This is a genomic window from Streptomyces sp. NPDC096040 (genome assembly GCF_040303265.1).
In the GTDB taxonomy this organism is placed as follows: Bacteria; Actinomycetota; Actinomycetes; order Streptomycetales; family Streptomycetaceae; genus Streptomyces.
On the sequence record NZ_JBEOTA010000018.1, the window covers coordinates 131,622 to 155,372 of the forward strand.

General features: G+C 70.1%; 18 protein-coding genes, 1 tRNA gene, 4 pseudogenes and 1 riboswitch. Of the genes and pseudogenes, 15 read left to right on the forward strand and 8 right to left on the reverse strand.

All coding sequences use genetic code 11. From position 1 onward, the window contains the following. Window positions 1–31: 31 nt before the first annotated feature. Entirely contained in the window at window positions 32–502 is a 471-nt protein-coding gene (locus ABTY98_RS25245; protein WP_352223230.1) for a winged helix-turn-helix transcriptional regulator, read from the reverse strand. A gap of 93 nt (window positions 503–595) precedes the next feature. Between ABTY98_RS25245 and ABTY98_RS25250 the strand changes: the two genes are divergently transcribed. Continuing rightward, window positions 596–1,093 (forward strand): PaaI family thioesterase, encoded by a 498-nt coding sequence (locus ABTY98_RS25250; RefSeq protein ID WP_352223231.1) that lies wholly within the window; start codon window positions 596–598, stop codon window positions 1,091–1,093. An 82-nt stretch (window positions 1,094–1,175) separates the two neighbouring features. On the opposite strand, the gene ABTY98_RS25255 is transcribed toward ABTY98_RS25250, so the two are convergent. Next, entirely contained in the window at window positions 1,176–2,675 is a 1,500-nt protein-coding gene (locus ABTY98_RS25255) for an MFS transporter (protein WP_352223232.1), read from the reverse strand. 172 nt (window positions 2,676–2,847) lie between these two features. On the opposite strand from ABTY98_RS25255, the gene ABTY98_RS25260 reads away from it, so the two are divergent. The 5 genes and pseudogenes from ABTY98_RS25260 (at window position 2,848) to ABTY98_RS25280 (ending at window position 5,394) form a co-directional block, all read left to right on the forward strand. Next, window positions 2,848–3,291, forward strand: coding sequence for a winged helix-turn-helix transcriptional regulator (locus ABTY98_RS25260; protein ID WP_352223233.1), 444 nt, complete (start codon window positions 2,848–2,850; stop codon window positions 3,289–3,291). An 87-nt stretch (window positions 3,292–3,378) separates the two neighbouring features. Continuing rightward, entirely contained in the window at window positions 3,379–3,567 is a 189-nt protein-coding gene (locus ABTY98_RS25265) for a hypothetical protein (RefSeq protein ID WP_352223234.1), read from the forward strand. Window positions 3,568–3,887: 320 nt separating this feature from the next. Continuing rightward, window positions 3,888–3,961, forward strand: a tRNA-Met gene (locus tag ABTY98_RS25270). Between the two features lie 211 nt (window positions 3,962–4,172). Next, window positions 4,173–4,513: pseudogene (locus ABTY98_RS25275) on the forward strand (hypothetical protein); the annotation flags it as partial. Window positions 4,514–4,725: 212 nt separating this feature from the next. Continuing rightward, window positions 4,726–5,394 carry a hypothetical protein gene (locus ABTY98_RS25280; protein WP_352223235.1) on the forward strand — a complete coding sequence of 223 codons (669 nt, stop codon included), beginning with the start codon at window positions 4,726–4,728 and terminating at the stop codon, window positions 5,392–5,394. A 230-nt stretch (window positions 5,395–5,624) separates the two neighbouring features. Here the strand turns inward: ABTY98_RS25280 and ABTY98_RS25285 are convergent, their stop codons facing one another. After that, window positions 5,625–6,044 carry a TOBE domain-containing protein gene (locus tag ABTY98_RS25285; RefSeq protein ID WP_352223236.1) on the reverse strand — a complete coding sequence of 140 codons (420 nt, stop codon included), beginning with the start codon at window positions 6,042–6,044 and terminating at the stop codon, window positions 5,625–5,627. Between the two features lie 232 nt (window positions 6,045–6,276). On the opposite strand from ABTY98_RS25285, the pseudogene ABTY98_RS25290 reads away from it, so the two are divergent. Continuing rightward, window positions 6,277–6,783, forward strand: a pseudogene (locus tag ABTY98_RS25290) (type 1 glutamine amidotransferase); the annotation flags it as partial. Between the two features lie 337 nt (window positions 6,784–7,120). After that, window positions 7,121–7,357: pseudogene (locus ABTY98_RS25295) on the forward strand (M24 family metallopeptidase); the annotation flags it as partial. Between the two features lie 46 nt (window positions 7,358–7,403). Here the strand turns inward: ABTY98_RS25295 and ABTY98_RS25300 are convergent. Then, window positions 7,404–8,318: a hypothetical protein gene (locus ABTY98_RS25300; RefSeq protein WP_352223237.1), complete on the reverse strand. Its 915-nt coding sequence runs from the start codon at window positions 8,316–8,318 to the stop codon at window positions 7,404–7,406. 4 nt (window positions 8,319–8,322) lie between these two features. Continuing rightward, window positions 8,323–9,405 (reverse strand): C40 family peptidase, encoded by a 1,083-nt coding sequence (locus ABTY98_RS25305; RefSeq protein WP_352223238.1) that lies wholly within the window; start codon window positions 9,403–9,405, stop codon window positions 8,323–8,325. 1,081 nt (window positions 9,406–10,486) lie between these two features. On the opposite strand from ABTY98_RS25305, the gene ABTY98_RS25310 reads away from it, so the two are divergent. Both ABTY98_RS25310 and ABTY98_RS25315 read left to right on the forward strand, forming a co-directional pair. Continuing rightward, on the forward strand, window positions 10,487–11,983 hold the full coding sequence (locus ABTY98_RS25310) for a hypothetical protein (protein ID WP_352223239.1): 1,497 nt from the start codon (window positions 10,487–10,489) through the stop codon (window positions 11,981–11,983). Beyond that, entirely contained in the window at window positions 11,980–12,921 is a 942-nt protein-coding gene (locus ABTY98_RS25315) for a lysylphosphatidylglycerol synthase domain-containing protein (RefSeq protein ID WP_502994337.1), read from the forward strand. The genes ABTY98_RS25310 and ABTY98_RS25315 overlap by 4 nt, the downstream gene beginning before the upstream one ends. Before the next feature lie 69 nt (window positions 12,922–12,990). Here the strand turns inward: ABTY98_RS25315 and ABTY98_RS25320 are convergent. Then, a pseudogene (locus ABTY98_RS25320) lies at window positions 12,991–13,440 on the reverse strand (winged helix-turn-helix domain-containing protein); the annotation flags it as partial. 11 nt (window positions 13,441–13,451) lie between these two features. On the opposite strand from ABTY98_RS25320, the gene ABTY98_RS25325 reads away from it, so the two are divergent. Together ABTY98_RS25325 and ABTY98_RS25330 are read left to right on the forward strand one after the other, a co-directional pair. After that, window positions 13,452–13,589, forward strand: coding sequence for a hypothetical protein (locus tag ABTY98_RS25325; RefSeq protein WP_502994342.1), 138 nt, complete (start codon window positions 13,452–13,454; stop codon window positions 13,587–13,589). Window positions 13,590–14,050: 461 nt separating this feature from the next. Then, entirely contained in the window at window positions 14,051–15,691 is a 1,641-nt protein-coding gene (locus tag ABTY98_RS25330; RefSeq protein ID WP_502994343.1) for a hypothetical protein, read from the forward strand. Between the two features lie 166 nt (window positions 15,692–15,857). On the opposite strand, the gene ABTY98_RS25335 is transcribed toward ABTY98_RS25330, so the two are convergent. Further along, entirely contained in the window at window positions 15,858–16,124 is a 267-nt protein-coding gene (locus ABTY98_RS25335) for a hypothetical protein (RefSeq protein WP_352223241.1), read from the reverse strand. A gap of 395 nt (window positions 16,125–16,519) precedes the next feature. On the opposite strand from ABTY98_RS25335, the gene ABTY98_RS25340 reads away from it, so the two are divergent. From ABTY98_RS25340 to ABTY98_RS25350, 3 genes are all read left to right on the forward strand, one after another. Next, window positions 16,520–17,356, forward strand: coding sequence for a COG4705 family protein (locus ABTY98_RS25340; RefSeq protein WP_502994338.1), 837 nt, complete (start codon window positions 16,520–16,522; stop codon window positions 17,354–17,356). 886 nt (window positions 17,357–18,242) lie between these two features. Next, complete coding sequence (locus ABTY98_RS25345; protein WP_352223242.1) at window positions 18,243–19,496, forward strand: COG4705 family protein; 1,254 nt, start codon at window positions 18,243–18,245, stop codon at window positions 19,494–19,496. Window positions 19,497–20,052: 556 nt separating this feature from the next. Further along, window positions 20,053–22,266, forward strand: coding sequence for a transglycosylase domain-containing protein (locus tag ABTY98_RS25350; protein ID WP_352223243.1), 2,214 nt, complete (start codon window positions 20,053–20,055; stop codon window positions 22,264–22,266). Window positions 22,267–23,110: 844 nt separating this feature from the next. On the opposite strand, the gene ABTY98_RS25355 is transcribed toward ABTY98_RS25350, so the two are convergent. Beyond that, the gene (locus ABTY98_RS25355) at window positions 23,111–23,470 is read right to left on the reverse strand and encodes an ArsR/SmtB family transcription factor (RefSeq protein ID WP_352223244.1); all 360 of its coding nucleotides are present in this window, start codon (window positions 23,468–23,470) and stop codon (window positions 23,111–23,113) included. Between the two features lie 80 nt (window positions 23,471–23,550). Further along, window positions 23,551–23,741, forward strand: a riboswitch (cobalamin riboswitch). Window positions 23,742–23,751 lie beyond the last annotated feature (10 nt).

Below are 23,751 nucleotides of genomic sequence, written 5' to 3' on the forward strand. Positions count from 1 at the left end.
CCGACCTGCCTGCCAGTCGGGGGACGGCGGCTTATGAACGGAGCCGGGCACCCGGGCCCAGCCGGGCGGTGACCTCCCCGGGGGTGAGGGCCGAGTGGTCCGCGGAGCACTGGACGACGACGCGGACCGGGGCGTCGCAGTCGGTGTGGCGAACGTCCAGCGGGGGGTTCTCCCCGGGGTCGAGGGCGTAGGTCTCGCCCCACTGGGTCAGCGCCATGAGCACGGGCCACAGATCCCAGCCCTTGCGGGTCAGACGGTACTCGTTGCGGGCGCGGCTGCCGGGCTCCCGGTAGGGGACGGTCTTCAGGACGCCGGCCGAGATCAGTTTGCGGAGGCGGTCGCTGAGGACGGCCTCGGACAGCCCGATGTGGCGGTGGAAGTCGTCGAAGCGGCGGACTCCGTTGACGGCGTCCCGCAGGATCAGCAGCGTCCATTTCTCGCCGACGACGTCGAGCGTGCGCTGGACGGGGCAGTTCTCCGTGCTCGTCTCAAGCCACTCCATCACACCATCGTAAGGGCCTGACTTCGTCGTTGACAGTCAGGCGCGGGAGAAGCTAGCTTCATTTGAAAAAGTCAGAGGGAAGGGCTCGGTACCGTGGGGCGCACACGTACGTATCAGTGGGACGATCCCGCGGTCCTGGCGGAGGCCGCCGGACGCATGGCCGGTATCGACTTCCTGCGCGAGCTGCAGGCGGGAGGGCTGCCGAGCTCGCCGATCAACCACACCGTCGACTTCGTCCTGGACGAGGTGGAGCCCGGGCGGGCGGTCTTCTCCCTGACGCCGGGGGAGGAGCACTACAACCCGATCGGCAGCGTGCACGGCGGCATCTTCGCCGTCCTGCTGGACTCCGCCGCGGGATGCGCCGTGCAGTCCACTCTCCCGCAGGGGATCGCGTACACCTCGCTCGACCTGACGGTGAAGTTCCTGCGCCGGATGACCGTGGAGACCGGTACCGTGCGCGCCATCGGCACCGTTCTCAGCAAGGGGCGTAAAACCGCCCTCGCGCAAGCGCAGTTGGTTGACGGGACGGATCGGCTGCTCGCCCACGCCACCAGCAGCTGCATGCTCTTCCCGGTGCCGCCGCCGCGCTGAGCCCGCCCGCCTGGGGGCGGGGGCCCAGCCCTCCCACGGAGTGACAGCAGGGCGCGCGGTACCGCTCCTTCGCCGACCCCTCTCAGTGGTCGTGCGCCCCCTCGGGCGCGTACACCGGCTTCAGCTCGGCTGCCCCCGTATCCGCGTCGGCCCGGCGACTGCCCGGTGTCCACAGGACGGCGCCGGCGGCCAGGCCCAGGGCGGCGAGGAGCCACCAGACCCGGTGGAAGGAGCCGATGGCGTCGGCCGCGGTGGGGGTGCCGAGGACGGCGACGAAGAGGCTGATGCCGAGGACCGCGCCGAGCTGGCGGAGGCTCGCGTTGATCGCCGAGCCGAGTGCGAACCGCCCCGGCGGCAGTGCCTGGACGGCGGCTCCGGACTGGGCGGGCAGGGTGAGCCCGACACCGAGTCCGGTGAGCAGCGCCGCGGGCAGCCAGTGGGTGCTCCAGTGCGGGGTGGGGCCGACGACGATCGCGTTGAGGGCGAGGCCGGCGGTCCAGAACAGGGCGCCGCAGGTGAGCACACGGCGTGCGCCGTAGGTGTGGGAGAGGCGGCTGGCGGTGCGTGCCACGGCGGTGACCACCAGCGGGCTCGGCGCGGTGGCGAGGGCGGCGCGCAGCACCGAGTAGTGCCACACCGTCTGCAGGAAGATGATGTTGCTGAGCAGCATGCCGTAGAAGGCGGCCGCGAACAGCAGCGTCGCCGCGTTGACCAGCCGGAACTGCCGGACCCGGAAGAGCGCGAAGTCCATCACGGGCTGCGCGGTGGAGCGGTCGCGCAGGACGAAGGCGGGGAGCAGCAGCGCGGCGAGCACGAAGGCGCTGATCACCCGCGGGTCGGACCAGCCCCAGTTCGGGCCCTCGATGATGCCCAGGCTCAGCGCGGCGGGCATCGCGGCGATCAGCAGGACGCCGAGCGGGTCGGGCAGGCCGTGGGCGTGCGGGTCGCGGGCCTCGCGCAGCAGGCGCAGCCCGAGGAAGGCGATCACCGCGCAGATCGGCACGTTGACCAGGAAGATCCAGCGCCAAGAGGCGTACTCGGTCAGCAGTGCGCCCAGGGTGGGGCCGAGCGCGGCCGCCGCCGCACCCATGGAGCCCCAGGTGCCTATCGCGACCGGCCGCCGGGCCGCCGGGAACTCCGGGAGGATCAGGGACAGCGACGTCGGGGTGACCAGGGCGGCGAACGCCGCCTGCAGGGCTCGCCCGGCGATGAGCATTCCTACGTTCGGCGCCAGCCCGCACAGGGCGCTTGTCGCCGCGAACCCGGTGATGCCGATCAGGAAGACCCGCTTGCGCCCGTAACGGTCGGCGAGCCGGCCGGCCGGGATGAGGACGGCGGCGAAGACCAGGCTGTAGGCGTTGAGCACCCACGCCAGATGGCCGGCCGTGGCATGGAAACTGCGGCCGATGGTCTCGAAGGCGACATTGACGATCGTGGTGTCGAGGAACACCACGAACACGCCGAGGCTGCTCAGCGCCAGCACCCGCAACGCGTGCCGTCGGGCGGCGGCGTCCTGGACCGGCTCCTCAACCGTCGGTGACCCGGCAGGCGCGGCGGTGGAGGCCCCCTCGGGTACGGCCATGCTGTCCTCGCAACTTAGTTTGAATTTCCTACTTACCGCGCCCGACGCTACCCGGAGTGAGTCGTGAAACACAACCAACCAGGGGTAACGTGGGCTCATGGACGTACAACCGCAGACTGCCGGGGAGCCGCAGACGGCCAGCACAGGGGCCGTCACAAAGCCGCTTTCGGTGATGGCGGATATGCCGGTGGGCGTACGCCCCTGCTCGATCGCCGCCGCACTGCAGATCGTCGGCGAGCGGTGGTCACTGCTCGCGCTGCGGGAGATGGCGTACGGCGTGCACCGCTTCGCGAAGATCGCCGGCTACACGGGCGCGCCCCGCGACATCCTCGCCGACCGGCTGCGCAAGCTCGAAGCGGCGGGCGTGATCGAACGGCGGCAGTACAGCGAGCACCCTCCCCGCCACGAGTACCACCTCACCCAGGCGGGGCAGGAGCTCTTCCCCGTCATGATCGGCCTGCTGCAATGGGGCGACAGGTGGGCGGTGGACACCCCTGCGGTCGCCTTCCGGCACGAGTGCGGTCACCCCCTGCGGATGGAGTCCGGGTGCCGGCACTGCGAGGGAGAGATCACTCCGGAGTCGCTCTCCTTGCTGTCGCGCGACTCGCACACCTGACCTCGGCATACCGGCTCGCTGTTCGGATCGCGTCGAACCACTGGCGACCTGCCGGGCGGTGACCCCTACAACGGGGGCCGCGTCCATATGAGCCTGGGCGACGCACACCTGGACGCGGGAGACGCGGAACTCGCCCGTATCTGCCTGGACGAGGCGGTCAAGGCCATGAACCAGGCAGGGGCCGGCCTGCGGCTCGCGGAGGCCATCGAGGCGAGGGCCGAGTGCCATCGCCGAGCCGTCCCCCGGACGCGGGAAGCGGAGGAGCGCTTTGCGTGACGTTCCTGGCCGACCGTGTGGTGATATGAGTAGCCGCAGCCCTCTGTCAGCGACGGGTCCACCACACCGGAGGACGGTCCCTCTCCGCGGGGATCAGCCACAGCGGACGTCCTTTGGTCCGGACACCGCGGCAACAGGGCCGGCCCCCGCTGCAACGGAGGACCGGCCCATCACGCCATACCCGGCAACAACGGGAACGTGAAGCCGTCGGCTGCCCGCCCCAGCGCGATCACCGAGCGATCAGGACGGGAGGGGCTGTCCGGACCCGGTCGGTAATTCCCAGCCGCGCTGCCTCGTATCGCGTAGGCTGGGGTCACCGACGCGGGGTGGAGCAGCTCGGTAGCTCGCTGGGCTCATAACCCAGAGGTCGCTGGTTCAAATCCGGCTCCCGCTACGACAGTTCGGCCCCCTCGGCGTATGTTGTTGAGGGGGCCGAGCGCATGCCCACCGGGTGGGGCCTGCCGTTTCTGAAAGTGGGCGACGGCCGAGTCGCCCCCGGATTCACGGAGCGGCATTCTGGAGCCGGGCTGCGTCAGCAGCGCTGCGGCGTAGAGGGAGCCCATGAACTCCTGTGAGCCCATGTACTGCACGCGGGCGTCTCGCTCGACGCGGACATCCTCCTCGTTCCGACCCATCCGCAGACCGGGGAGTTCTGGACCCCGGTCGGCCCGGCCGCCTCGGCATACCCAGATACCCAGCGCCGCTGCCGTTCGGGGTGTGGCTGTGGCTGGCCTGCCCCGAGCCGTACCTGCCCGTCCCCGCGTCGGGCGCCATGCCCGACGGTGTCGTCCGCGACGACCCGCCCGCGCCGCGCCCCGGTTACCTCTTCCGGGCCGACCCGAGAGCGTTCCAGCGCACCCTGGTCCGGCTGCCGGCCGTTCGCAGCCCCTGGCTGCACGAGATCCTCAAGAACCTCGCGCAGCGCATGCGCACCCGCCTCCTTTAGCCGACCGGCAGGGAGCGCCGACACCCAATCTCCGAACTGTCCGTGACCGTGCTGCCACAATCGAACACGGCCAGCCAGCGGTGCAGGGTTCTGCGCCTGCTCCGCGCCCTGCCGGACGGTGTGTGTGCTTCTGCTCGCGCACCCCGCCCGGTGTGCGGGATTCCTGGTAGGGCAGCATCTGCTCAGCTATCGCCTGCCTGTGAGGGGTCGTCATGCGTTCCACCCGCCGCGCTGCTTTTCCCGCGCTGCTCTCCTGCCTGTTGCTGGCGGGCTGTTCGTCCGTACAGCCGGGTGAACCGGACTCGTCATCGTCCGGCGCGTCGGCGCCGGCGGCGTCCCCGTCGGGTGCAGCGGGCGCGGGGCGGTCGATCGCGGTGGGGGCCGGTCCGCAGAAGAAGTACACGGTGCAGCAGCAGCCTGCGGCGGGCAGCTGCCACTACCGGTATGACAAGGGGGAGCCGCTGGAGGACCCCAAGTGCACCCCGGGAGCGGTCTCTCCGGCGGTCACACAGGCGAACCTGAAGTCGACGATATGCCGTAAGGGCGGCTACACCTCCGGTATCCGCCCCTCCACGTACGTGACGGGCAAGGAGAAGAAGCTCAACGCCGTCTCCTACGGCTACACCGGGAACATGGCCGACGCCGAGTACGACCACGAGATCAGCCTGCAGCTCGGCGGCGACCCCAACGATCCCCGCAACCTGTGGGTCGAGCCCCCGGACCCTGGCCACAAGAAGGGCAGCGGGGTCAACAACATGAAGGACCCGGTGGAGACGAAGTTGCACACCGCGGTCTGTGCCGGCAAGGTCACGCTCGCCCAGGCGCAGCAGGCGATCGTCACCGACTGGACCACCGCCCTCAGCACCCTCGGACTGAACTGACGTCCACCGGTGCGGCCATCGAACCGGCCCTCGTGGACAGCGGCTTCGCGAAGCAGCGACGAAGTCCCACCCGGAGACGAAGCGTCTCCGCCGCACGGGAGTTGTGTCGCGAAGCGGGCAGCAGCAAGGCAAGTGTCCGCTGAAGGGCCTGGACGTCCTCGACGGGTGCGAGGCCCGGGTCCTGCGTGAGGAAACCGGGCCGATCAACGCCTGACGAGGTACGGCCGGAGTCACCCGGTCGCGAGGGACACCTCGGTCGACTTGATCAGCGCCACGACCGGCGAACCGGCCGTCAGACCGAGGTCGGCGACCGCGTCCTTGGTGATCGCCGAGGTGAGCTCGCCCCCGTCGACCACGACCTTGACCGTGGCCATCGCCCCGCCCGTGGCGATATCGCTGACCGTGCCGGGCAGTTGGTTACGGATGGACAGCCCCTCCACCGGGCCCGTCGCGAGGGCGACCTCGGTCGACTTCATCATGGCCCGGACTGCCGAACCCTCGGCCAGCCCCAGGTCCTCGACCGCCTCCAGGGTGATCGCGGCGGTGAGTTCCTGGCCGCCGTCCAGGCGTACCTTCACGGTCGCCATCACCTCGCCGGGGGTGACGGCGGTGACGGTGCCGGGGATCTGGTTGCGGATGCTCAGACTCATGACGAGGCGCCTCACAGACAGAGGGAAAGGGCTGAATTGCCATGCTTTGTGCTGATCATGAGTCCATAAACTAGCCGCTTTGGCAACGCCCGTTGCGCCTCCCGTCTCATTCACCACCCGTGTGCCCGTTCGGCCCTGGCGAATCCGAGAAAGCGGCGCAACGGCATCCTCGGCCGCCGGAGAGCCACCACCCCGACAGTCGTCCGAGAGGTGATGGCCCGTGATCCAGGTCGTGGAACACGCACCGCAGGAAGGGCCGTACGCCATCGGTACCGCGCTCGTCGCGACCGGGCTGCCGGTGCGGGTCTGCCGGACCTGGGCGGGCGACCGGGTGCCCGAGACGGCGGAAGACCTGGTGGCCCTGGTGGTGATGGGCGGGCCGACGGCCGCTTACGACGACTTCCCGAGCCGTACCGCGGAACTGGCGCTGCCGCGGGCCGCGCTGGAGGCCGAGGTGCCGGTGCTGGGCGTGTGTCTGGGTGCGCAGCTGCTGGCGGTCGCGGCGGGCGGTGTCGCCCGGCCCGGCACCGGCACGCAGATCGGGTGGGGCGACGTACGCATGACCGAGGCCGCGCACGCCGATCCCCTGTTCGCAGCCGCTCCCGAGCGGCTGCGGGTGCCGCACTGGCACGGCGACACGATGGACCTGCCGGCCGGAGCCTCCCTGCTGGCGCCCTGCGACCGCTACCCGGTGCAGGCGTTCAGGGCCGGCGGCTCGGCCTGGGGCGTGCAGTTCCACCTGGAGGTGGATGAGGCGGCCGTGCAGGCGTTCGCCGCCGCATTTCCTCAGGAGGCGGCCATCGCGCCCGGTCTCGTGGAGTCCGCGCCCGCGGAGCTGGCCGTGCTCGCCCGCCATCGGGACGGCGTGTTCGAGCGCTTCGCCGCGTTCGTCGCGGGCCGGGCCGGCCAGACGGCGATGCGCGCGTTCTTCACCCGGCGGGCGGCCACCTGGGAGAAGCGCTTCGCCGCCGACGGCCCCCGATACGCGGCGGCGGTCGAGCGGATGGGACTGCGCCCCGGGCAGCGCGTCCTCGACCTGGGCTGCGGCACCGGCCGGGTACTCCCCGCGCTGCGCGCGCAGGTCGGCCGAGGCGGGCTGGGAGCTGGGCGGGTGGCGCGCCGGCCACCTGGTCGGCGAGTTCCCGCACGAGAAGATCGACGGCGCGGACACCGAGTCGTACATCGCACCCGCCAACGACACGCGCCTGCGCCGCACCGACAAGGCGGGCCGTAACTGCCACTGGATCCTGGAGATCCATCTCATCGACCGGCAGCGGGAGTTCGGCGGCTTCTACGAGGAGCTGCTCACACTCCGAACCGGCACGGGCAGCGCTCGGCTCTCCTCCCCGGACAGAACACCTAGGGCGATGGCTCGGTGGACCGGCCGGGCCGGCGGGTGAAACGTCGCAGGCCCCGTCGCGTGGGCTTGAGGGGTCTGTCCTCGGGAGCGATCGGGCCCTGGCCCGCAGTCACGGCCGGTGCCGTGGCTGCGGCCGGTACGGACCGGCCGCCCCGTTCGAGCCGGATCCGGACGGCCTGGGCCATGGCCTGGTGAGCCGGTTCCAGCAGCAGGCCCTCCGAGGAGAGGTGCTCCCACATGTGCAGCAACTCCTGTCCCCGAGTGGCCACCTGGCCCTCGTCGAGCAGCCGCTGCCACGCCGCGGTGGCGCGGGCCACCTCGGGTGCCGCCCGGTTCAGATCGGTGCGGCAGCGGATACGTGCGACGGTCAGCGCGAGGACGGTGGAGAGCATGTAGTCGCCGCGCTGATACGCGAGATACGCCTCGATCGCCCGGGCCTCCAGGGAGAGTTCGTCCTCCGCGCCTCTGCGCAGCGTGAGATGCTCCCGCAGCGCGCTGGCGAGGACGAACGCGGCGTGCAGCTCCTGGCGCTGCGCATGCTGGATGATGCGTTCGACGCGGGCCAGCGGAGGGAACGACTCCTCCTCCGCGGCCGTACGCTCGCGCCCGGGCGGCAGGTCCTCCTCGTCGGCGATGGTCCGGCTCGAACCGTCGGGGTACACCCGCAGACGTGCCACCTGCTGCACGGTGCGGTCGATGACGGTGGCCGCCACCGGGGCCCGCAGGGTGCGGGCGAACATGGCGATGGCGTCGAGTATCGCCTCGTTGGGGGGCCGTGTGCCGCCCATGTCCAGCAGATGGCCGTTGACCACCGTCGATCCGTCCTCGGCCACATAGGCGTCGAGCCGGATCAGCGGCGGTGCGCTCAGCGCGGGGAGGTTTCCCTCGTTACGGGGGGTCAGTGAGTAGGTCATCCGCTCAGACTCCGGGTCGGACGACACCGAGTATGGGCATGGACGCGGCCGGCGCGGTCGTGACCGTGCGTCCCGGCCGGGGGGCGTGGACGATCTGGCCGCCCCCTATGTACATGCCCACGTGCGTGGCGTCGTAGTAGATGATCAGGTCTCCGGGCTGCACGGAGGCCAGGCTGACCCGGGTCAGCCCCTGCCACTGCGCCTGCGAGGTACGGGGTATGGGGTGCCCGGCCGCCGCCCACGCCGTGGAGGTGAGTCCCGAGCAGTCGTACGACGAGGGGCCCACAGCGCCCCACACGTACGGTTTGCCGATCTGTGCCATCGCGAAGTCGACGGCCTTCGCGGCCGCTCCGCTCGCTTTCGTCCGGCCGCTGCCCGAGCCGGTACCGGTCGAGGTGCCGCCGGAATCGGAGACCGTCCACTTGGACTTGGCCTCCTGCGCCTCCTTTTGTTCCAACTGAGCAAGCTTGCGGGTCTGTTCCTTCTTGAGTCCCGCCTCGATCTGCTCGGCCTCGGCGATCTTCTTCTCGATCTTGCCCTTCGCCGCGGCCTTGTCCGCGCGGCTGCTCTTCAGCTCCCGCAGTTTCTCCGTGGCGGCGTCGGTCTGCCGGCTCAGTTCCGCGCGGGCGCTCTTCTGACTCTCGGACACGTTGACCAGGTTCCGCAGGGCCTGGCGGGCCTGGGAGGCGTCGTTCAGGGCCTGGTCGGGGTGGTCGCCGAGCAGCAACTGGATGCCCGTGGAGTCGAGATTGCCCCCGCGGTACTGCGTCCGGGCGGCCGCACCCGCGAGGTCGTGCAGATCGTCCAGCCGGTCCTCGGTGCGGGACAGGTCCTTGCGGAGCGACGTCAGCCGCTTCTCCTGCTGGGTGGCCTTCACGTTCGCGGTGTTGTACGCCTCGGTGGCCACCTCGGCGGCACGGTAGAGGCTGTTCAGCTCGTCGTGGATTTCCTCGATCGACTTGCCGTTCTGCGGATCGGGTTCGCGCGGGGTCGCGTAACTCGGGCCGGGTAACAGGGTGATGGCACAGACGAGGGCTGCTAGCGTGGCCCCGCTCCGCAGCTGTCTGCCGCCGGTCGACACGTTCATCGGCTCCATCTTCAGAGGTCGCGTGCAGGCGGCTCAGACGGATGACTTGCCCATCGCGGTTGCCACCGCGGTTCTCACGGAGGACCGTTCGAGCCTCGAACACACTACCTCCCTCTGAACGCCTACCTCTTGTATCCCCACGCGTGTCAACGCGCCCGCACGCAAGGGCGCCTGTGGCCGCCGGTGCTTCGGGAGGTGTGAGAGCGGACAGTGCACGAGAGAAGTTCATGCCGTGGACAGTGTCAACGAGCCTGGGGGCGAAGCGTTGCAGCAGCGGTCGCGCCTGCGTGGATGAGTCTTTCCGAGTTGTTCAGGTTCAGGTCGAGTTACGCGGTCGGCAGGGCGGTGGCCAACCAGTCCCGGACTGCCGCCGCCCGGTCCGGGTCGGGGTGTCGAACTGGACGATGCTGCGCCGGGCCTCGTCCACGTCGTGCTCCACTGTCATGCTCCCCTGTCATGGGAAACCGCCGCACAACCGGTGCATCCGTATCAAGAGGCGTACGACCGCCTCGCCGAGGAGGTCTCCCAGGTAACCGGCGTCTCCGAGGTGGACGTCGACGTCACGGCGGGGTCGGTCTCCGTCAGCGGCACGCAACTCGACGACGCGAGGTTGCGCGCGGCGATCGTGGAGGCGGGTTACGAGGTCACGGAGTCGGCCGCGGTGCCTGACGTACTGTTCGGCTTTCGGCCGCCGGGTGGATTCCGACCCGGCGGCCGGAGGTGCACAGAGGTCCACGAGCAGCACGGCAGAACAGCGGACGGAAAGGCTTCTCCGAGAAGCCGGTGGCGTCACGCGAGCACGGCGAACATCACGGCCATCCCAGGGTCATCGCCGCCTGACACATGGGAGCCAGGACAGCGACGACGTCCGTCCCGCCACCCGGTCATCCTCGTTCCCGCCCCAGGCGGTGATCTTCGCCTGGGGCGGGGACTCGCCCGCCCCGGCGCCCGCTGAACGGAAGGCGGCAGCGCCAAGGCGCCTTCTCACCTGCCTCTAACCCTACAAGCCGTAGGGTGGGATGTCCTCCTACGAGCTGTAGGAGGATCCTGCCCTGTGGCGTGTAACGACGAGAGGTGCAAGATGGCCGACGGCTCGAACGCCACGATGACCGGTGTCCCGCGCGCCGGCCTCCCCTCGCAGGCCATCCGGCCTTGGCGCTCACGGGGCGAGCCTTGGCTCGGGGCGGTCGCGGCCGCCTTCACGCTCGCCCAGCTCGTCCTCGTACGGCCGGATCTCGGTCTCGGCTGGGACGAGGCCGTCTACGTCAGCCAGGTCAGCGGTCACGTTCCCGCCGCCTACTTCAGCGCCCCCCGCTCCCGTGGCATCTCACTCCTCGCCGCCCCGATCGCATCGTGGTCCGACTCCACCGTCCTGCTGCGGTTCTACCTGGCCGTCCTCTCCGGCCTGGCCCTCTACCTCGCCCTGCGAGTCTGGCGAGGGCATCTCGGACCCGGCGTCCTGGCCTTGGCCGGCGCCCTGTTCGCCTCGTTGTGGGTGACGCTGTTCTACGGTCCGCAGGCCATGCCCAACTACTGGGTCGCGGTCGGCGCCCTGGCCTGCGTCGGTTGCTTCCTGCGCGCCCGGGCGAACGCACGGGACCGGGCGGCCTGGTGGGGTGTGTTCGCGGGCGCGGCGCTGATGGCGTGGATGCGCCCGATGGACGCGGTCTACGTCGTGCTGCCCCTGCTCGCTCTCTCCCTGCGCCGCCCGCGTCTTCTCGTCGTGCTGGTAGTGGGGCTGGTGGCGGGTGCCGGCGAGTGGGTGATCGAGGCGTATGCGAGCTACGGCGGCCTTGCGCAGCGCCTGTCTGGCGCCTCCGCCATTCAGGGCGGCCTCGGCTGGCACCTCGCGGTGGTCGACCAGTTGCGCAGTCTCGGCGGGCGCACCCTGTGCCGGCCCTGCACCGGATCGGTCCCCAGTCCGGTGGTGACCTTGTGGTGGTTCGCGCTGCCGCTTCTCGCCGTCCTCGGCGCGGTGGTCGCCGTACGTGCCCGGCGCGCGATGCCCGTCCTGCTCCCGGGAGCTTGCGCCGTCACGGCCGCCGTCCCCTACCTCTTCCTCATCGGCTACGCGGCCCCCCGCTTCCTGCTGCCCGCCTACGCCCTGCTCGCCCTCCCCGTCGCCCACGGCCTCGTCCACCTGATCACGGCCCCGACCCACAGGGCCGGACGCACCCTGGCCGCCGGCCTGGTGGCGGTCGGCCTGGCAGGCCATCTGGCCGTGCAGTACGTCGTCCTGGAGCACACCGTGCACAGCTCCGCCGCCTCCCGCGCCGACTGGACCCGCACCGCCGCCGCCCTCCACGGACTTGGGGTCCGGCCGCCGTGCCTGCTCAGCGGCTACGACGCCGTCCCAGTCGCCTTCTACACCGGCTGTGGCTCTGCCCAGACGGCGGGGCATGACGCCAGCACCACCCTGGCCGAGCTGACGCGTGCCGCTGACCGCACACCCTTCGCTGTCCTCGCTCCGCCGGGGGGCCGTCCGCCCGCGTACGCGCGCTCCTGGCCCGAGGAGCAGGTCGGCGTTCTTCGGGCGTACCTGGCACCCGGTGTACGGCAGGGGAGGCGACCGTCGTGACCGCGGCCGAGAGCCTGCCGATCACCGCGGGCAGGCGCCTGTACGTCCAGCTGGGAATCACCCTGGTGGTGCTCGCCGCCGCCGGCGGGATGCTCGCCGCGCACCGGGCCACGCTGGACAGCGGCACCGACCGGCTGGCCGCCGCCGACGGGGAGTGGCTGGTGCTCGCCTGCCTAGCCGCCCTGGCCACCTGGGTGTGCGCGGCCGTGGCGCAGCAGGGTGCGGTGGTCGAACCGCTGCCCAAGGGGCGGCTGGTGGCCGCGCAGTTCGCGGCCGGTGCCGCCAACCACCTCCTTCCGGCGGGCGCCGGAGCGGCGGTGGTCAACCTGCGGTTCCTGACCCGGTGCGGGCTGTCCACTCGGCGCTCGGCGACCGCGCTGGCGGTGAAGGCGGCCGTCGGCGGGACCGTTCGGTGCGTGCTCGGTGTGGCCCTGCTGGTCGCCTCGCCCGGCACGGTCCCTCTCTCGGCGCGGGTCCCGCATGGGCTGGTCCTGCTGGTGCCGGTGGTGGTCGGAGCCGTCGCCCTGGCGGTCGCGATGAGCGGCCGCCTCAGACGAGTGGTGAGTCGGGCCTTCGCCGACGTGCGGGCCGTGCACCGGTGCCGGGCACGGGCCTGTGCGCTGTGGGGCGGGTCGGTCGCGTTCGCTCTGCTGCATGCTGGGGTGATCGTTGCCGTGGTCCATGCGATCGGCCTCGGCCTCCCCGCGAGCCGTGTGGTCATGGCCTACCTGGTCGCCAGCGGCGCGGCGGCGCTGCTGCCCACGCCGGGCGGACTGGGGTCGCTGGATGCCGCGCTCGCCCTCGCGCTCACGGCGGCCGGCGCGCCGGGACCGGCGGCGGTCTCGGCGGTCCTCGGCTACCGCCTGCTGACCGGGTGGCTGCCGATGGCCCCCGGGCTGCTGGTCCTGGCGCTCCTGGTCCGCCGCTCGGCACTGTGAACCGTCCCGACGCCTTGCCTTCCTCCTGGTCGCCAGGCCTGCGGTACCGGGGGCGCCGCGCGCACCTTCTCAATCCGGCGGATCCGGCGGCCGTTCCAGCCGGTACCCGTGCCCCCGCGACGTGGTGATCCGTGGCAACCGGGTAGGCTCCTCGCTCGCCTGTGCCGCCTCGGTCGGTCTGCGGCGCAGGCCCGCCAACCTCACGTCGAGGGTCTTGGTGGAGCCGAACCAGTTCTCGTCCCACACCTCGGCCATCAGCGTCTCGCGCGAGACCGCCTCGCCGACCCGCTCGGCCAGCACCGCGAGCAGGTCGAACTCCTTGGCCCGCGACGGGACTTCGACACCGTGCAGTGCGCAGCGCCGGGCCGTCACGTCGACGACCAGATCGCCCAGCCGCACCGGCTCCCGGGCCGGCGCGGCCACCGCGTGCCGCCTGAGATGAGCCCGCAGCCGGGCGAGCAGCACGGTCAGGCTGAACGGCTTGACCAGGTAGTCGTCGGCTCCGGCGTCCAGGCCTGACCAATGCGGAGATCACCCAGCACCTCCGCCTCACCGAGGCCACCGTCAAGACCCACATCACGCGCATCCTGGCCAAGCCGCGGCTCCGGGATCGGGTACGGGTGGTGATCTTCGCCTACGAGCACCGACTGCGCCCGCACGGAGCCTGACCGCACTCGCCCGCGAGGCGGGGGAGACGACGGGCGCCCCCTTCGGTGTGCAGTAGTCCCGTCTCGGCGGAAGATTTCACGCAATTCGCTTACCGACTACGGCCTTGTAGACGCCAGGTGAACTGTAGATGATCGAGCGGGGGCGTCCATTCGCCCCTGTCCTGAACAGGGGATGTATGAATCCCTTGCCGGGACGGTCGGACGAGCCTCCGGCCCGGCGGAACCACGCCGACCGAACTTGCCTCTACGTGCGGTAGTCGATGGCTTTCGGGCGGCCGAACACATGCGGTTGCCGGCGGCGGGGGGCGAGGCAGAGGAGGCAGTCCTTGGCTGACAGCCATAGCGGCGGAACGCGCGTCGAGATCCGTGGTCGTACTACGACGCACCTGGTGGCACCGCCCCCGACCCGGGCCTCAGCCCTCGGTTTCGCGGACGCCGGGCCCCAGCAATGGCACCGGGGTATGACCCTGGTGGCCACGATCAGCCTGTTCATCGGCACGCGTGCCGCCTGGACCACCGCGATGGCGTCGAGCCCGCCGATCGCCGCGGTCATCTCCGTCTGCTACGCCTCGATCCTCGTCTGCGCCGTTCTCAGCCTTCTCGTACGCACCCGCCGGGCACTGATCCGGGTCGACGCGGCCGTACTGGTCACCGCCGTCGCCCTGGTGGTCTGCGGCTACCTGCTCGACCACGCCGGCAGCGACGAAGGCGTGCTGACCGCCCAGGCCGCGAGCGAGATATTGCACGGGCATCCGGTCTACGGCCAGCCGTGGCCATGGTTGTTCGCCACACCTGGCGTCGGGATCACCAAGACGATGTCCGGCGGTGCCGACTACACGTACGGCTATCCGCCGCTGACCGCCCTGCTGGCCGCACCTGTGCATGCCGTCGTCCACTCGACAGCAGCCGCCACCCTGGTCCCCACCGTCGCGCTCCTCGCCTCCTCGCTTCTGCTGTGGTTCCTGCTTCCGGCGCCCTGGCGGTCCGCGGCCACGGCCGTCTGCCTCGGTTTCGGCTTCCTGCCCCACTACGCCTACTCCGGCTACCCGGCCATCACGGCCCTCGCCCTGCTCATCCCCGTCGTGGTCCGCTGGCCCAGCACGGGCGAGGGCGACCACCTCGGGCCAGGGGGCGTAGTGCGGGCGGCCTGCCTGGGCGCCGCCTGCGCCGCCCAGCAACTCGCCTGGTTCCTCGCCCCGTTCCTCCTGATCGGCCTGTACGCCGTCCGGCGCGGTGAACTCGGCCCCCGGCGCGCCCTGGCGGTCACCGCCCGCTACACGGCCACAGCCGCCCTCACCTGGTCCGCAGCCAACGCGTACTTCGCCGTCCAGGACTTCTCGGCCTGGTTGAACGGAATCCTGCTCCCTCTGGAGCAGAAGGCGATCCTGCACGGTCAGGGCGTGATGGGTATCTCCTACTACTTCACCGACGGCAGCAGCCGCCTCGACTACTACTCCTACGGCAGCCAATTGCTTCTGCTCGGCCTGCTCGCGGCGACGCTGCTGTTCGTCCGACGACTGGGCCCGGCCCTCACCGTCCTGCCGTGGATCGCGTTCTACCTGGCCACGCGTTCCCAGGACGGCTACTTCCTGATGATGACCCCGCTGTGGCTGGCGGCCGCCGCCACCGTTCCGGCCACCGCGTTCGCCACCGCCTGGCAGCCACGCCTGCCCCGCCTCACCGGCCACCGCGCCAAGGCCGTCGTCGCGACCGGGTTGCTCACCCCCGCCCTCGCTTGCGTCGTGACAGCCGCCGCGAGTCCGCCGCCTCTGCGCATGAGCCTCGCGCCGCACTTCGCCAAGCGCGGTTCACGTGTCGGTGTCACCACCATTGACGTCCGGGCAGTCAACACCACTGGTACGGCACTCGAGCCGCACTTCGCGAGCCGTACCGGCCAGGGCGCCTCCAACTGGTGGACTATCGCCTCGGGTCCCACCGTGCTGGCCCCGCACGCCTTCGCGGACTATCGAGTGGAGCCCGAGGGGGGTTTCCGCGCGATGCCCGCCGGCCACGGGCCGGGGAGCTATCTCATCGCCGTCACCGGCACGCCGATGACGATCACCTCCGCCCACATCCCGGTCGCGACTTCCGCCGTCCGGTGAGAGGGGCGCCAGGCGGGTCACGCCTTTGGTGACCTGCTGGTTCGGCAACTGCTGACGTGGAGTAGTGGTGGTTTCCAGCCGACCCACGCGTGGGTAGCGGTGGACATGACACTGCACGGACGTCGGAAGAGGCGTGGGCCGGCTGCCGGTGATCGCGGCGACCGTGTCACGTGCGCGTGCGAAGTCGTCGTAGGTGGCGCGCGGGCCGCACCCTCGTGGGCCGGTCGCCGTCGCCCTTGCCTGTTGACGCGGTGGCGCCTGCCACGAGGGCCATCGTCACGATGAGGATCACCGCGGTGACCAGGCCGCTGCCGTCGTCGGTAAGGAACGCGACGAGGGAGACGACCAGCAGCGGGATCGCCGGATGCAGTGCGAGCCCCGGGAGCAGTGCGCTCGGGCGGCGCAGCACGCGGCCCGGTTCACGGACGGGCACCTGGAGCCCGGCCGAGAAACAGCACCGGCCACAGCAGGCACGGGGCGATGCACAGCGGCAGGCGGATCAGCGGGCCCGAGCGGCAGGGTGCGGGTGCGCAGCCACAGGCCGGGGCCCGGTACGAGGAGGGCGTCGGCGTAGGACAGGACGACGGCTCGGCCCAGGCGGCGCCGCAGCCATGCGGTCGCGCGGTCAATGGGCGCGGGGGCGGTGCTCGGAGTGTTCGAGGCGGATCTCTTCCGTCACGTGGGCAGGGGTGGGACGGAGGGCCGCGATATGGAAGTGCGCTGTATGTGCGCGCATGGCGCCATGGTGCCCGTGCGGGGCGGGCGGGGTGGGTCAAGTGCGCCCGCAGTCAGGATGTGTTCAGGTGCCCGGTGGCATGGTCGGGCAGTGTGATCTATGAAGCGTCTGAGAGCCAGGTGGTTCCGGAGGCCGGTCAGGCCCCCGATTCTCAGGGCCGACTGCGTTGGAGCAAGGTGCCTGAGGTCACCATCTACTTCTGGATCATCAAGGTGCTGTGCACAACGGTCGGCGAGACCGCGGCGGACCTGCTCAACGAGAAGGCGGGTCTCGGGCTGACCGGTGTGTCTGTGCTGACGAGTGCCCTGCTGGCCGTAGTTCTGGTGGTCCAGTTCCGCACCAGCGCCTACCGGCCGGGCGTGTACTGGCCGGCGGTGGCGCTGGTCAGCGTCGTCGGCACGCTGATCAGCGACGACCTCAGCGACAACATGGGCGTGCCGCTGGAGACGAGCACCACGGTATTCGCGTTGCTCCTCGTGATCGTTTTCGTCGTCTGGTACCGGCGCGAGCGGAGCCTGTCGATCCACCACATCGACACCACCAGTCGCGAGTCCTTCTACTGGTCGGCGGTCCTGTCCACCTTCGCCCTGGGCACCGCGGCCGGTGATCTGGTGTCCGAGCGTATTGACCTCGGCTACTGGCTGTCCGCCGTCCTCTTCGCGGTGGTCATAGCCGCGGTGGCCATCGCGCACTTCGCGCTGGACCTGGAGGCCGTGTGGAGTTTCTGGATCGCCTATGTCCTGACCCGGCCGCTGGGCGCCTCGATCGGTGACTACCTTTCCCAGCCCGCTGGCGACGGCGGCCTGAGCCTGGGCGCGGTAGTGACCGGCGCTCTGTTCCTGGCGGTCATCCTCGGACTGGTCATCTACCTCTCCGTCACCCGCAGGGATGTTGCCGTACCGGAGCACGCGTCGGGACACACGGCCTGAGCCACGAGCCGGGCCGGTAGTTCCTCCCATCGGTTCCGGCCGCGCTCGACTGCGGTCTGTCCATCCCACGCCGCCCTCCTCGCCCACCGGACACGCCCCGCCTACGCGCTGCACTTCACCGACCGCGCAGTGGGGCGAGTGATACACACGGTGGCAGTCAGGATGTGTTCAGGTTCCTGCTGGCACAGTCGGGCACCATGACCGATGAAACGTCTGATATTCCGGTGGTTCGAGAGACGGGCACACACCAGCGAGACCAGGAGCGAGCCGGTGAACAACCGGCTGAGGCGGCTCACACCACTTCTCCGGCACCGGATGAGCAAGTGCCGGGAGAGTCTCTGGGAGAGGTCGCCCGGGGGCCGACGCGAATTCAAGCGCCAGGCAGCTTGAATTCCGGGACGAGGTTTCCAGAATTCCGGCTGGTTTCGCCGGTCGGTGTTCGAACTGGCTCCACGAATTCTTCGGGCTGGCCAGGTGAATGGGGGGCTCCCGGTCGACCGGCATGGGCGCGGTCTGGCCTGAGAAGCCGAACGCTTCCAGGGCGGTTGGTGCTCGCATGACGGCGACCACGGTCCAGAGTCTCTCCACCTCGGCGACTTCCAGTAGCGGCATCAACACCTTCCCGACGCCTCCCTGCGGGGCTGAGCGGGCACAGAGAGTTCTCGCGTGGGCCGGGGGAGCGAAAGCGGAGGTGTTCCCGGGGCGGACCCTGTCACGGGTGACACCCCTGGCGGCGCGGCCCGAACAGGCTTGACGAGCAATCGGAGTCATACCGCAGCCCCTGCCAATCCGAGACTCCGCTTGGCCATGCATTTCCACACAATTACCGTTCCGCAGACGTGAGGGACGCCCCTCCGTGCTGCCACTCGTTCCATGCGAGGGTTACATGACAACCGCGACGACGCCCGAGAGTCTTCGGACGCCTGCCAAGCAGATGCTGAACAAGGTTCCCGAGGTCACGATCTGGTTCTGGATCATCAAGATCCTGTGCACCACGGTCGGCGAAAGCTTCGCCGACTGGATCAATATGAACCTCGGCGTTGGCCTGATCAACACGGCATTGATCTTCACCGCCGTGCTGGCGGGCGCCATGGGCTGGCAACTCACCACCAAACGGTACGTCCCGTTCGTGTACTGGCTCACCGTCGTGGTGGTGAGTGTGACCGGCACCCTCTACACAGACATCCTCACCGACAGCCAGGGCGTTCCCCTCGCGTTGAGCAGTAGCGTGTTCGCCGGCCTCCTGGCCGTTGTCTTCGGGATCTGGTACGCCCGCGAGCGGACCCTGTCGGTCCACACCATCACCACCCGTCCCCGTGAACTCTTCTACTGGCTCGCGGTCCTGGTCACTTTCGCCCTCGGCACCGCGACCGGCGACTGGACCCTGGAACTGACCGGCTGGACGCCAGGCGTCTCCGTGTTCCTGCCTCTCGGGCTGATCGTCGCGATCGTCCTCGGATGGCGCCTCGGCGCCAACGCGGTGCTCTCCTTCTGGCTCGCCTACATCCTCACCCGCCCGCTCGGTGCCAACCTCGGCGACTGGCTCGGCTCGCCCGGCGGCGACGGCGGCCTGGGCCTCGGTACTGCGATCACCAGCGTGATCTTCCTGGCCGCGATCCTCGCTACGGTCGTATATCTCACAATCAGCCGCAGCGATGTCATCGAGACCGGCGAACTCACCCACACCGCACGAGCGCTGAACCCGGCGCGTGAGCGGATCATGCTCGGTTACTACGCCGTCGTAGCGGTCGCAACTGCGGCGCTTCTCATCTGGGCACACCACCAGCCCCACGCGGCCGCGGCCAGCGAGGAGGACGCCCCCGCCCCTGTGACCGCCCATCTCACCCCGAAGCAGGCGACGTCGCCGTTCCCTCCGGCTGAGATCGCGAAGTTCCGCACGATCGCGGCTGACACCCTGGCAAAGCTCAATTCGGGCAACCAGTCAGCCGCGACCACCCGAGTGACCGACCTCGAGACCGCTTGGGACGACGACCAGTCCACCCTGGAGCCCAAGAGCGAGCAGTCCTGGCACTTCCTCGACAGCGAGATCGACCACGTCCTGACGGCGCTACGCGCCCCGAGCCCCGACAAGGCCACCGAGGTCAAGGAGCTCAACACCCTCCTCACCTCCCTCGGCTAGCCAACCACCGTGACGGACTGCCCCGACGCATCCCCGGCGCCGGGGCAGCCGACATTCCGAACCGGCCGGTATTCCGAACCGCACGCGGCACACGGATCGCCAGCAGCCGCGGCCGTCGGCACCGGAAGCCGCACAGGTCCGATACCGGGCTACGGCTCGTTCTTGGGTGGGCGGTTGCATGCGTTTTGCGAGTGCGACTTACTCTTACAACTTGTAGGAGCTGCCGGGGGGGCGTCAGCGTGTCCCGGTCAGGCCCCCATGGGGCATCCTGCGGGCGGTCTCGCGGCGATGGCGGGACCGTGTCCTTGGTTGAGGAGTGGCGAGAATGAGCGAACACCGGCGTCGATCGTCGGGGAGGGCCATACCGTCCGGCTCGGACGGTATGCCGGGTGGCGGCCGGGCCGCGGCACGCAGGGCCCAGGCCCGGGGCGGGCGTGCCCGCCGCGCGGCAGGCACGCGACGTGCGGACACCGGACGTCCGGGTCGGCGCGGCCTGATCGACTACCCGAGGGCGGGCAGACGTGGCCTGAGGCGGTGGCTGCCTTCGTGGAAGCTGGTGTCCGGCACCTTCCTGCTGTTCGTCAGCGGTTTGCTGGGCCTGTTCGGCTACGCCTACGCGACGACGACCATCCCCGGCGCGAACCCCAGTACGCAAGCCCAGAGCAACACCTACTACTGGTCGGACGGCTCGGTGATGGCCACCCAGGGGGCGACCAACCGGCAGAACGTCGATCTCGCCCAGGTCCCGAAACTGGTGCAGTGGGACTTCCTCGCCGCGGAGAACGCCACCTTCTACTCCGATCCGGGCGTCGACACGCAGGGCATGCTCCGCGCCGTCTACCACATGGCCACGGGCGGTGAGGTGCAGTCGGGGTCCACCATCACCCAGCAGTTCGTGAAGAACACCTACCTCAGCCAGGACCAGTCGGTCACCCGCAAGCTAAGGGAGATCATGATCTCCCTGAAGATCGGCGGGCAGATGTCCAAGCAGCAGATACTGCAGGGCTACCTCAACACCTGCTACTACGGCCGGGACGCCTACGGGATCGAAGCCGCGGCCCGTGCCTACTACCACGTGCATGCGTTCCAGCTGACCGTCAGCCAGGGCGCCTTCATCGCCGCCGCGGTCAACGAGCCGAGCCTGCTGATGCACGCCGACACCGATCCGCAGGCCAAGGCCCAGGCCGAGGCACGCTGGAAGTACGTGCTGGACCGGATGGCCAAGATCCACGAGATCACCGACGCCCAGGAACAGCGCTACCTGGCGTCAGGGTTTCCCACGCCCAAGCCGTACACGCCGTCGGCGGGAATGTCAGGGCAGACCGGTTACCTGGTGCAGACCGCGGAGAAATACGTCGAAGCCCACACCTCCCTCACGGACCAGCAACTGGGCCGCGGCGGATACCAGATCTACACCACCTTCGACAAGAAGAAGGTGAACGCCCTGTCGACGTCCGTCGCGGCGATGGAGCGGAAACACCTTGACCCGCGGCAACGCTCGGCCGACAAGGACGTCCAGGTCGGCGCGGCATCGATCGATCCGTCCACCGGCGCGATCGTGGCGCTGTACGGCGGGGCCGGCTGGAACAAGGGTCACTGGACGGACAACGCGGACGCGACCGGTGTGCCGGTCGGCTCCACCTTCAAACCCGTCGACCTGGCCGCCGCTCTCGATCACGGCGCCGTCCTCTCCCCTGGGCAGCCGCCCGCACCGATCACCCCGGACTCGAAGTTCGACGGTGACGACGGCATCACCATCAAGAACCAGCAAGGCCAGGAGCTGCCGGACTCGAACGACCCCACGGGGCTCCTGCACCAGCGCAACGACGTGTCCACCAAGTGGGGTTACATCACTTTGCGCAAGGCGATGGAGCAGTCGGTCAACACTCCCTACGTCCAGCTCGGCGAATATGTCGGCTACGACAACGTGGAGGCTGAGGCCCTGAAAGCGGGGCTCCCGCGCACGAGCCTGCAGTACGACACCCCGGGCTTCTACATCGGTACCTCCACACCGTCGGCGATCCGTATGGCGGACGCGTACGCCACTTTCGACGACGGCGGGGTCCAGCACGAGCCGTACTCGGTGACCAAGGTCGTCGCCGACGGCCGGCAGTTGCCCGGCTTCGGCGAGCACAAGGGCACCACGGCCATGTCCGCCTCTACCGCCGACACCGTCACCGACGTCCTGCGAGACGTCGTCAAGAACGGCACCGGTACCAACGCCCAGGCCCTGGGTCGCCCGGCGGCCGGCAAGACCGGTACCACCGACGACTACAAGTCCGCCTGGTTCATCGGCTACACCCCGCAGCTGACCACGGCTGTGAGCATGTTCAAGGAGAACCCGAAGAACGCCGGCCTCCAGTCGATGCAGGGTGTCGGTGGCTACGCCAAGGTCTTCGGCGCCGACATGCCCACCGAGGTGTGGACCGGCTACATGACCGCCGCCCTCCAGGGACAACCCGTCCAGCAGTTCCCGCCCGCACCCCAACTGGGCCAGAGCACGGACGAATACGGCGCACCCTCGCCCACACCCTCCGCCACCGCATCCCAGAGCACGCCCACGGTCACCCCGACCCCAACGGCCAGCCCGACCCCCACCGCACCGTGCAGAGGGCATGGGAAGCACTGCGTCAGCCCAAGTCCGACCGATACCGCCGGTACCACCGCTGGTACGGGCGGCGGGCTGCTCGGCGGCACAACCGGCGGTAACCCCTCACCCTCACCGGCGACCAGCTCGCCGACCCCGACCCGCACCCGCGGAGGTCCTTGAGCCGCGTCACGGCGGCCCGTGGGTTGCCCAACCTGTCGGCGTGCCGCAGCAGGGGGTGGGTCCTCGGCACCCAGGTGCCCGCCACCAGGCGACGCCCACGGGCTTCAGGAACAGGTCTCCACCGGGCCGCTTCGGGTGCGGGGACGGCTCCGGAGCCCGTGGCCGCCCCGCCTCCGTGCGGGCGGCCATCGCGCCAACCACGGTAGCGGCGAGCACCGTTCGTTGACCTTGGCGGTCGGCACGCGGGCGACGCCTGCCGGTGCTTCGTCAGAGTTGGCGCAGGTCTGCCGCAGACACTGCTTGCAGGCAGACCTGCGCCGCGGTGGGTGCAGACACGGCGACGCGGAAGTGTCATCCGGGACGAGTGACCTTGCGGTTGGGGAAGACCGGCCGAAGCGGCGCGCGTTTCATTCTCCCCAATCTCCCCAGTGGCTTGAGCGGGGCTTCTGGCAGTCGCGTCCGCTCGCGTGAGTCTCCGGCCTGAGGCCTCGACCGCTCGAACGTCAACGGACGCCCGTCCACAACGGACGTGCGCAGCAGTTGGGAAAGCTGCTCGGCATCATGCCCGGTCACGCTCGTCCGGTCGACAGCCTCCTGGGCGCGGGCCGCTTCGTTGGCCAGTTTCTCCTCACGAGCCTTCCGCTTGGCCTCGGCCTCGGCGGCCTTCCGGGCCTTCTCCCGTTCTCCGGCCTGCCGCGCGGCTTCCCGCGCGTGAGAATCGTTCCCGCCCGCCACTGTTTGCCCCCGCCGCAGCGCGTGATCGTCAGTCCGGAGCGCTCCGCAGCATCCCGCACCAGGTCGACGGCTTCAGCGGGCACTTGTCGAAGGCGTCCGCCCTCACCGCTCAGTCCGTGCCGGTGGCGCAGTGCTTCAAGAGGTCGGCGACGAGTGGGTCGACGACTCGGTAGCGCACCACCCGCCCCTCCTTCTCGCCCGCCACGGCACCGGCGGCGCGCAGCAGGCGCAGGGCCTGTGAGACGGCCGGGTCGTTCATGCCGGTCGCGACGGCCAAGTCGGAGACGGCAAGGGGTCCTGCCTGGTGCAGGGCCAGCAGAAGGGCGAGGCGTCCCGGGTCGGAGAGCAGGGAGAAGCGGTCGGCCCAGGTGCGGACACGGGCGGGTTCGCCGATGGCGGCGATGGCGTCGCACACCCGGTGGCCGTCGATGATGCGGCGGTCTGCGCGGGCCGCCGGGACGAGATGCATGGGTTCATCCTCGCAGGCGCCCGTATGTGATCTTGCATACCTGCGCACCTATGCAGCTATGCAGGAGAGCACCGAGCCCCCTACGGTGGGCAGGCCGTGGTGTTCGGGAAGCCGGTGTGAAGCCGGCGCGGCCCTCGCCACTGTGAATCGGGGAGTTCCCCGCCCAAGTCCCGGAAGGGACAGCCACTGGCCGTCGTACGGCGGCCGGGAAGGCGGGCGCGGGAGTGCACGACCCGTAAGCCAGGAGACCGGCCACGGCATCTCACGAGTTGATCCACGAG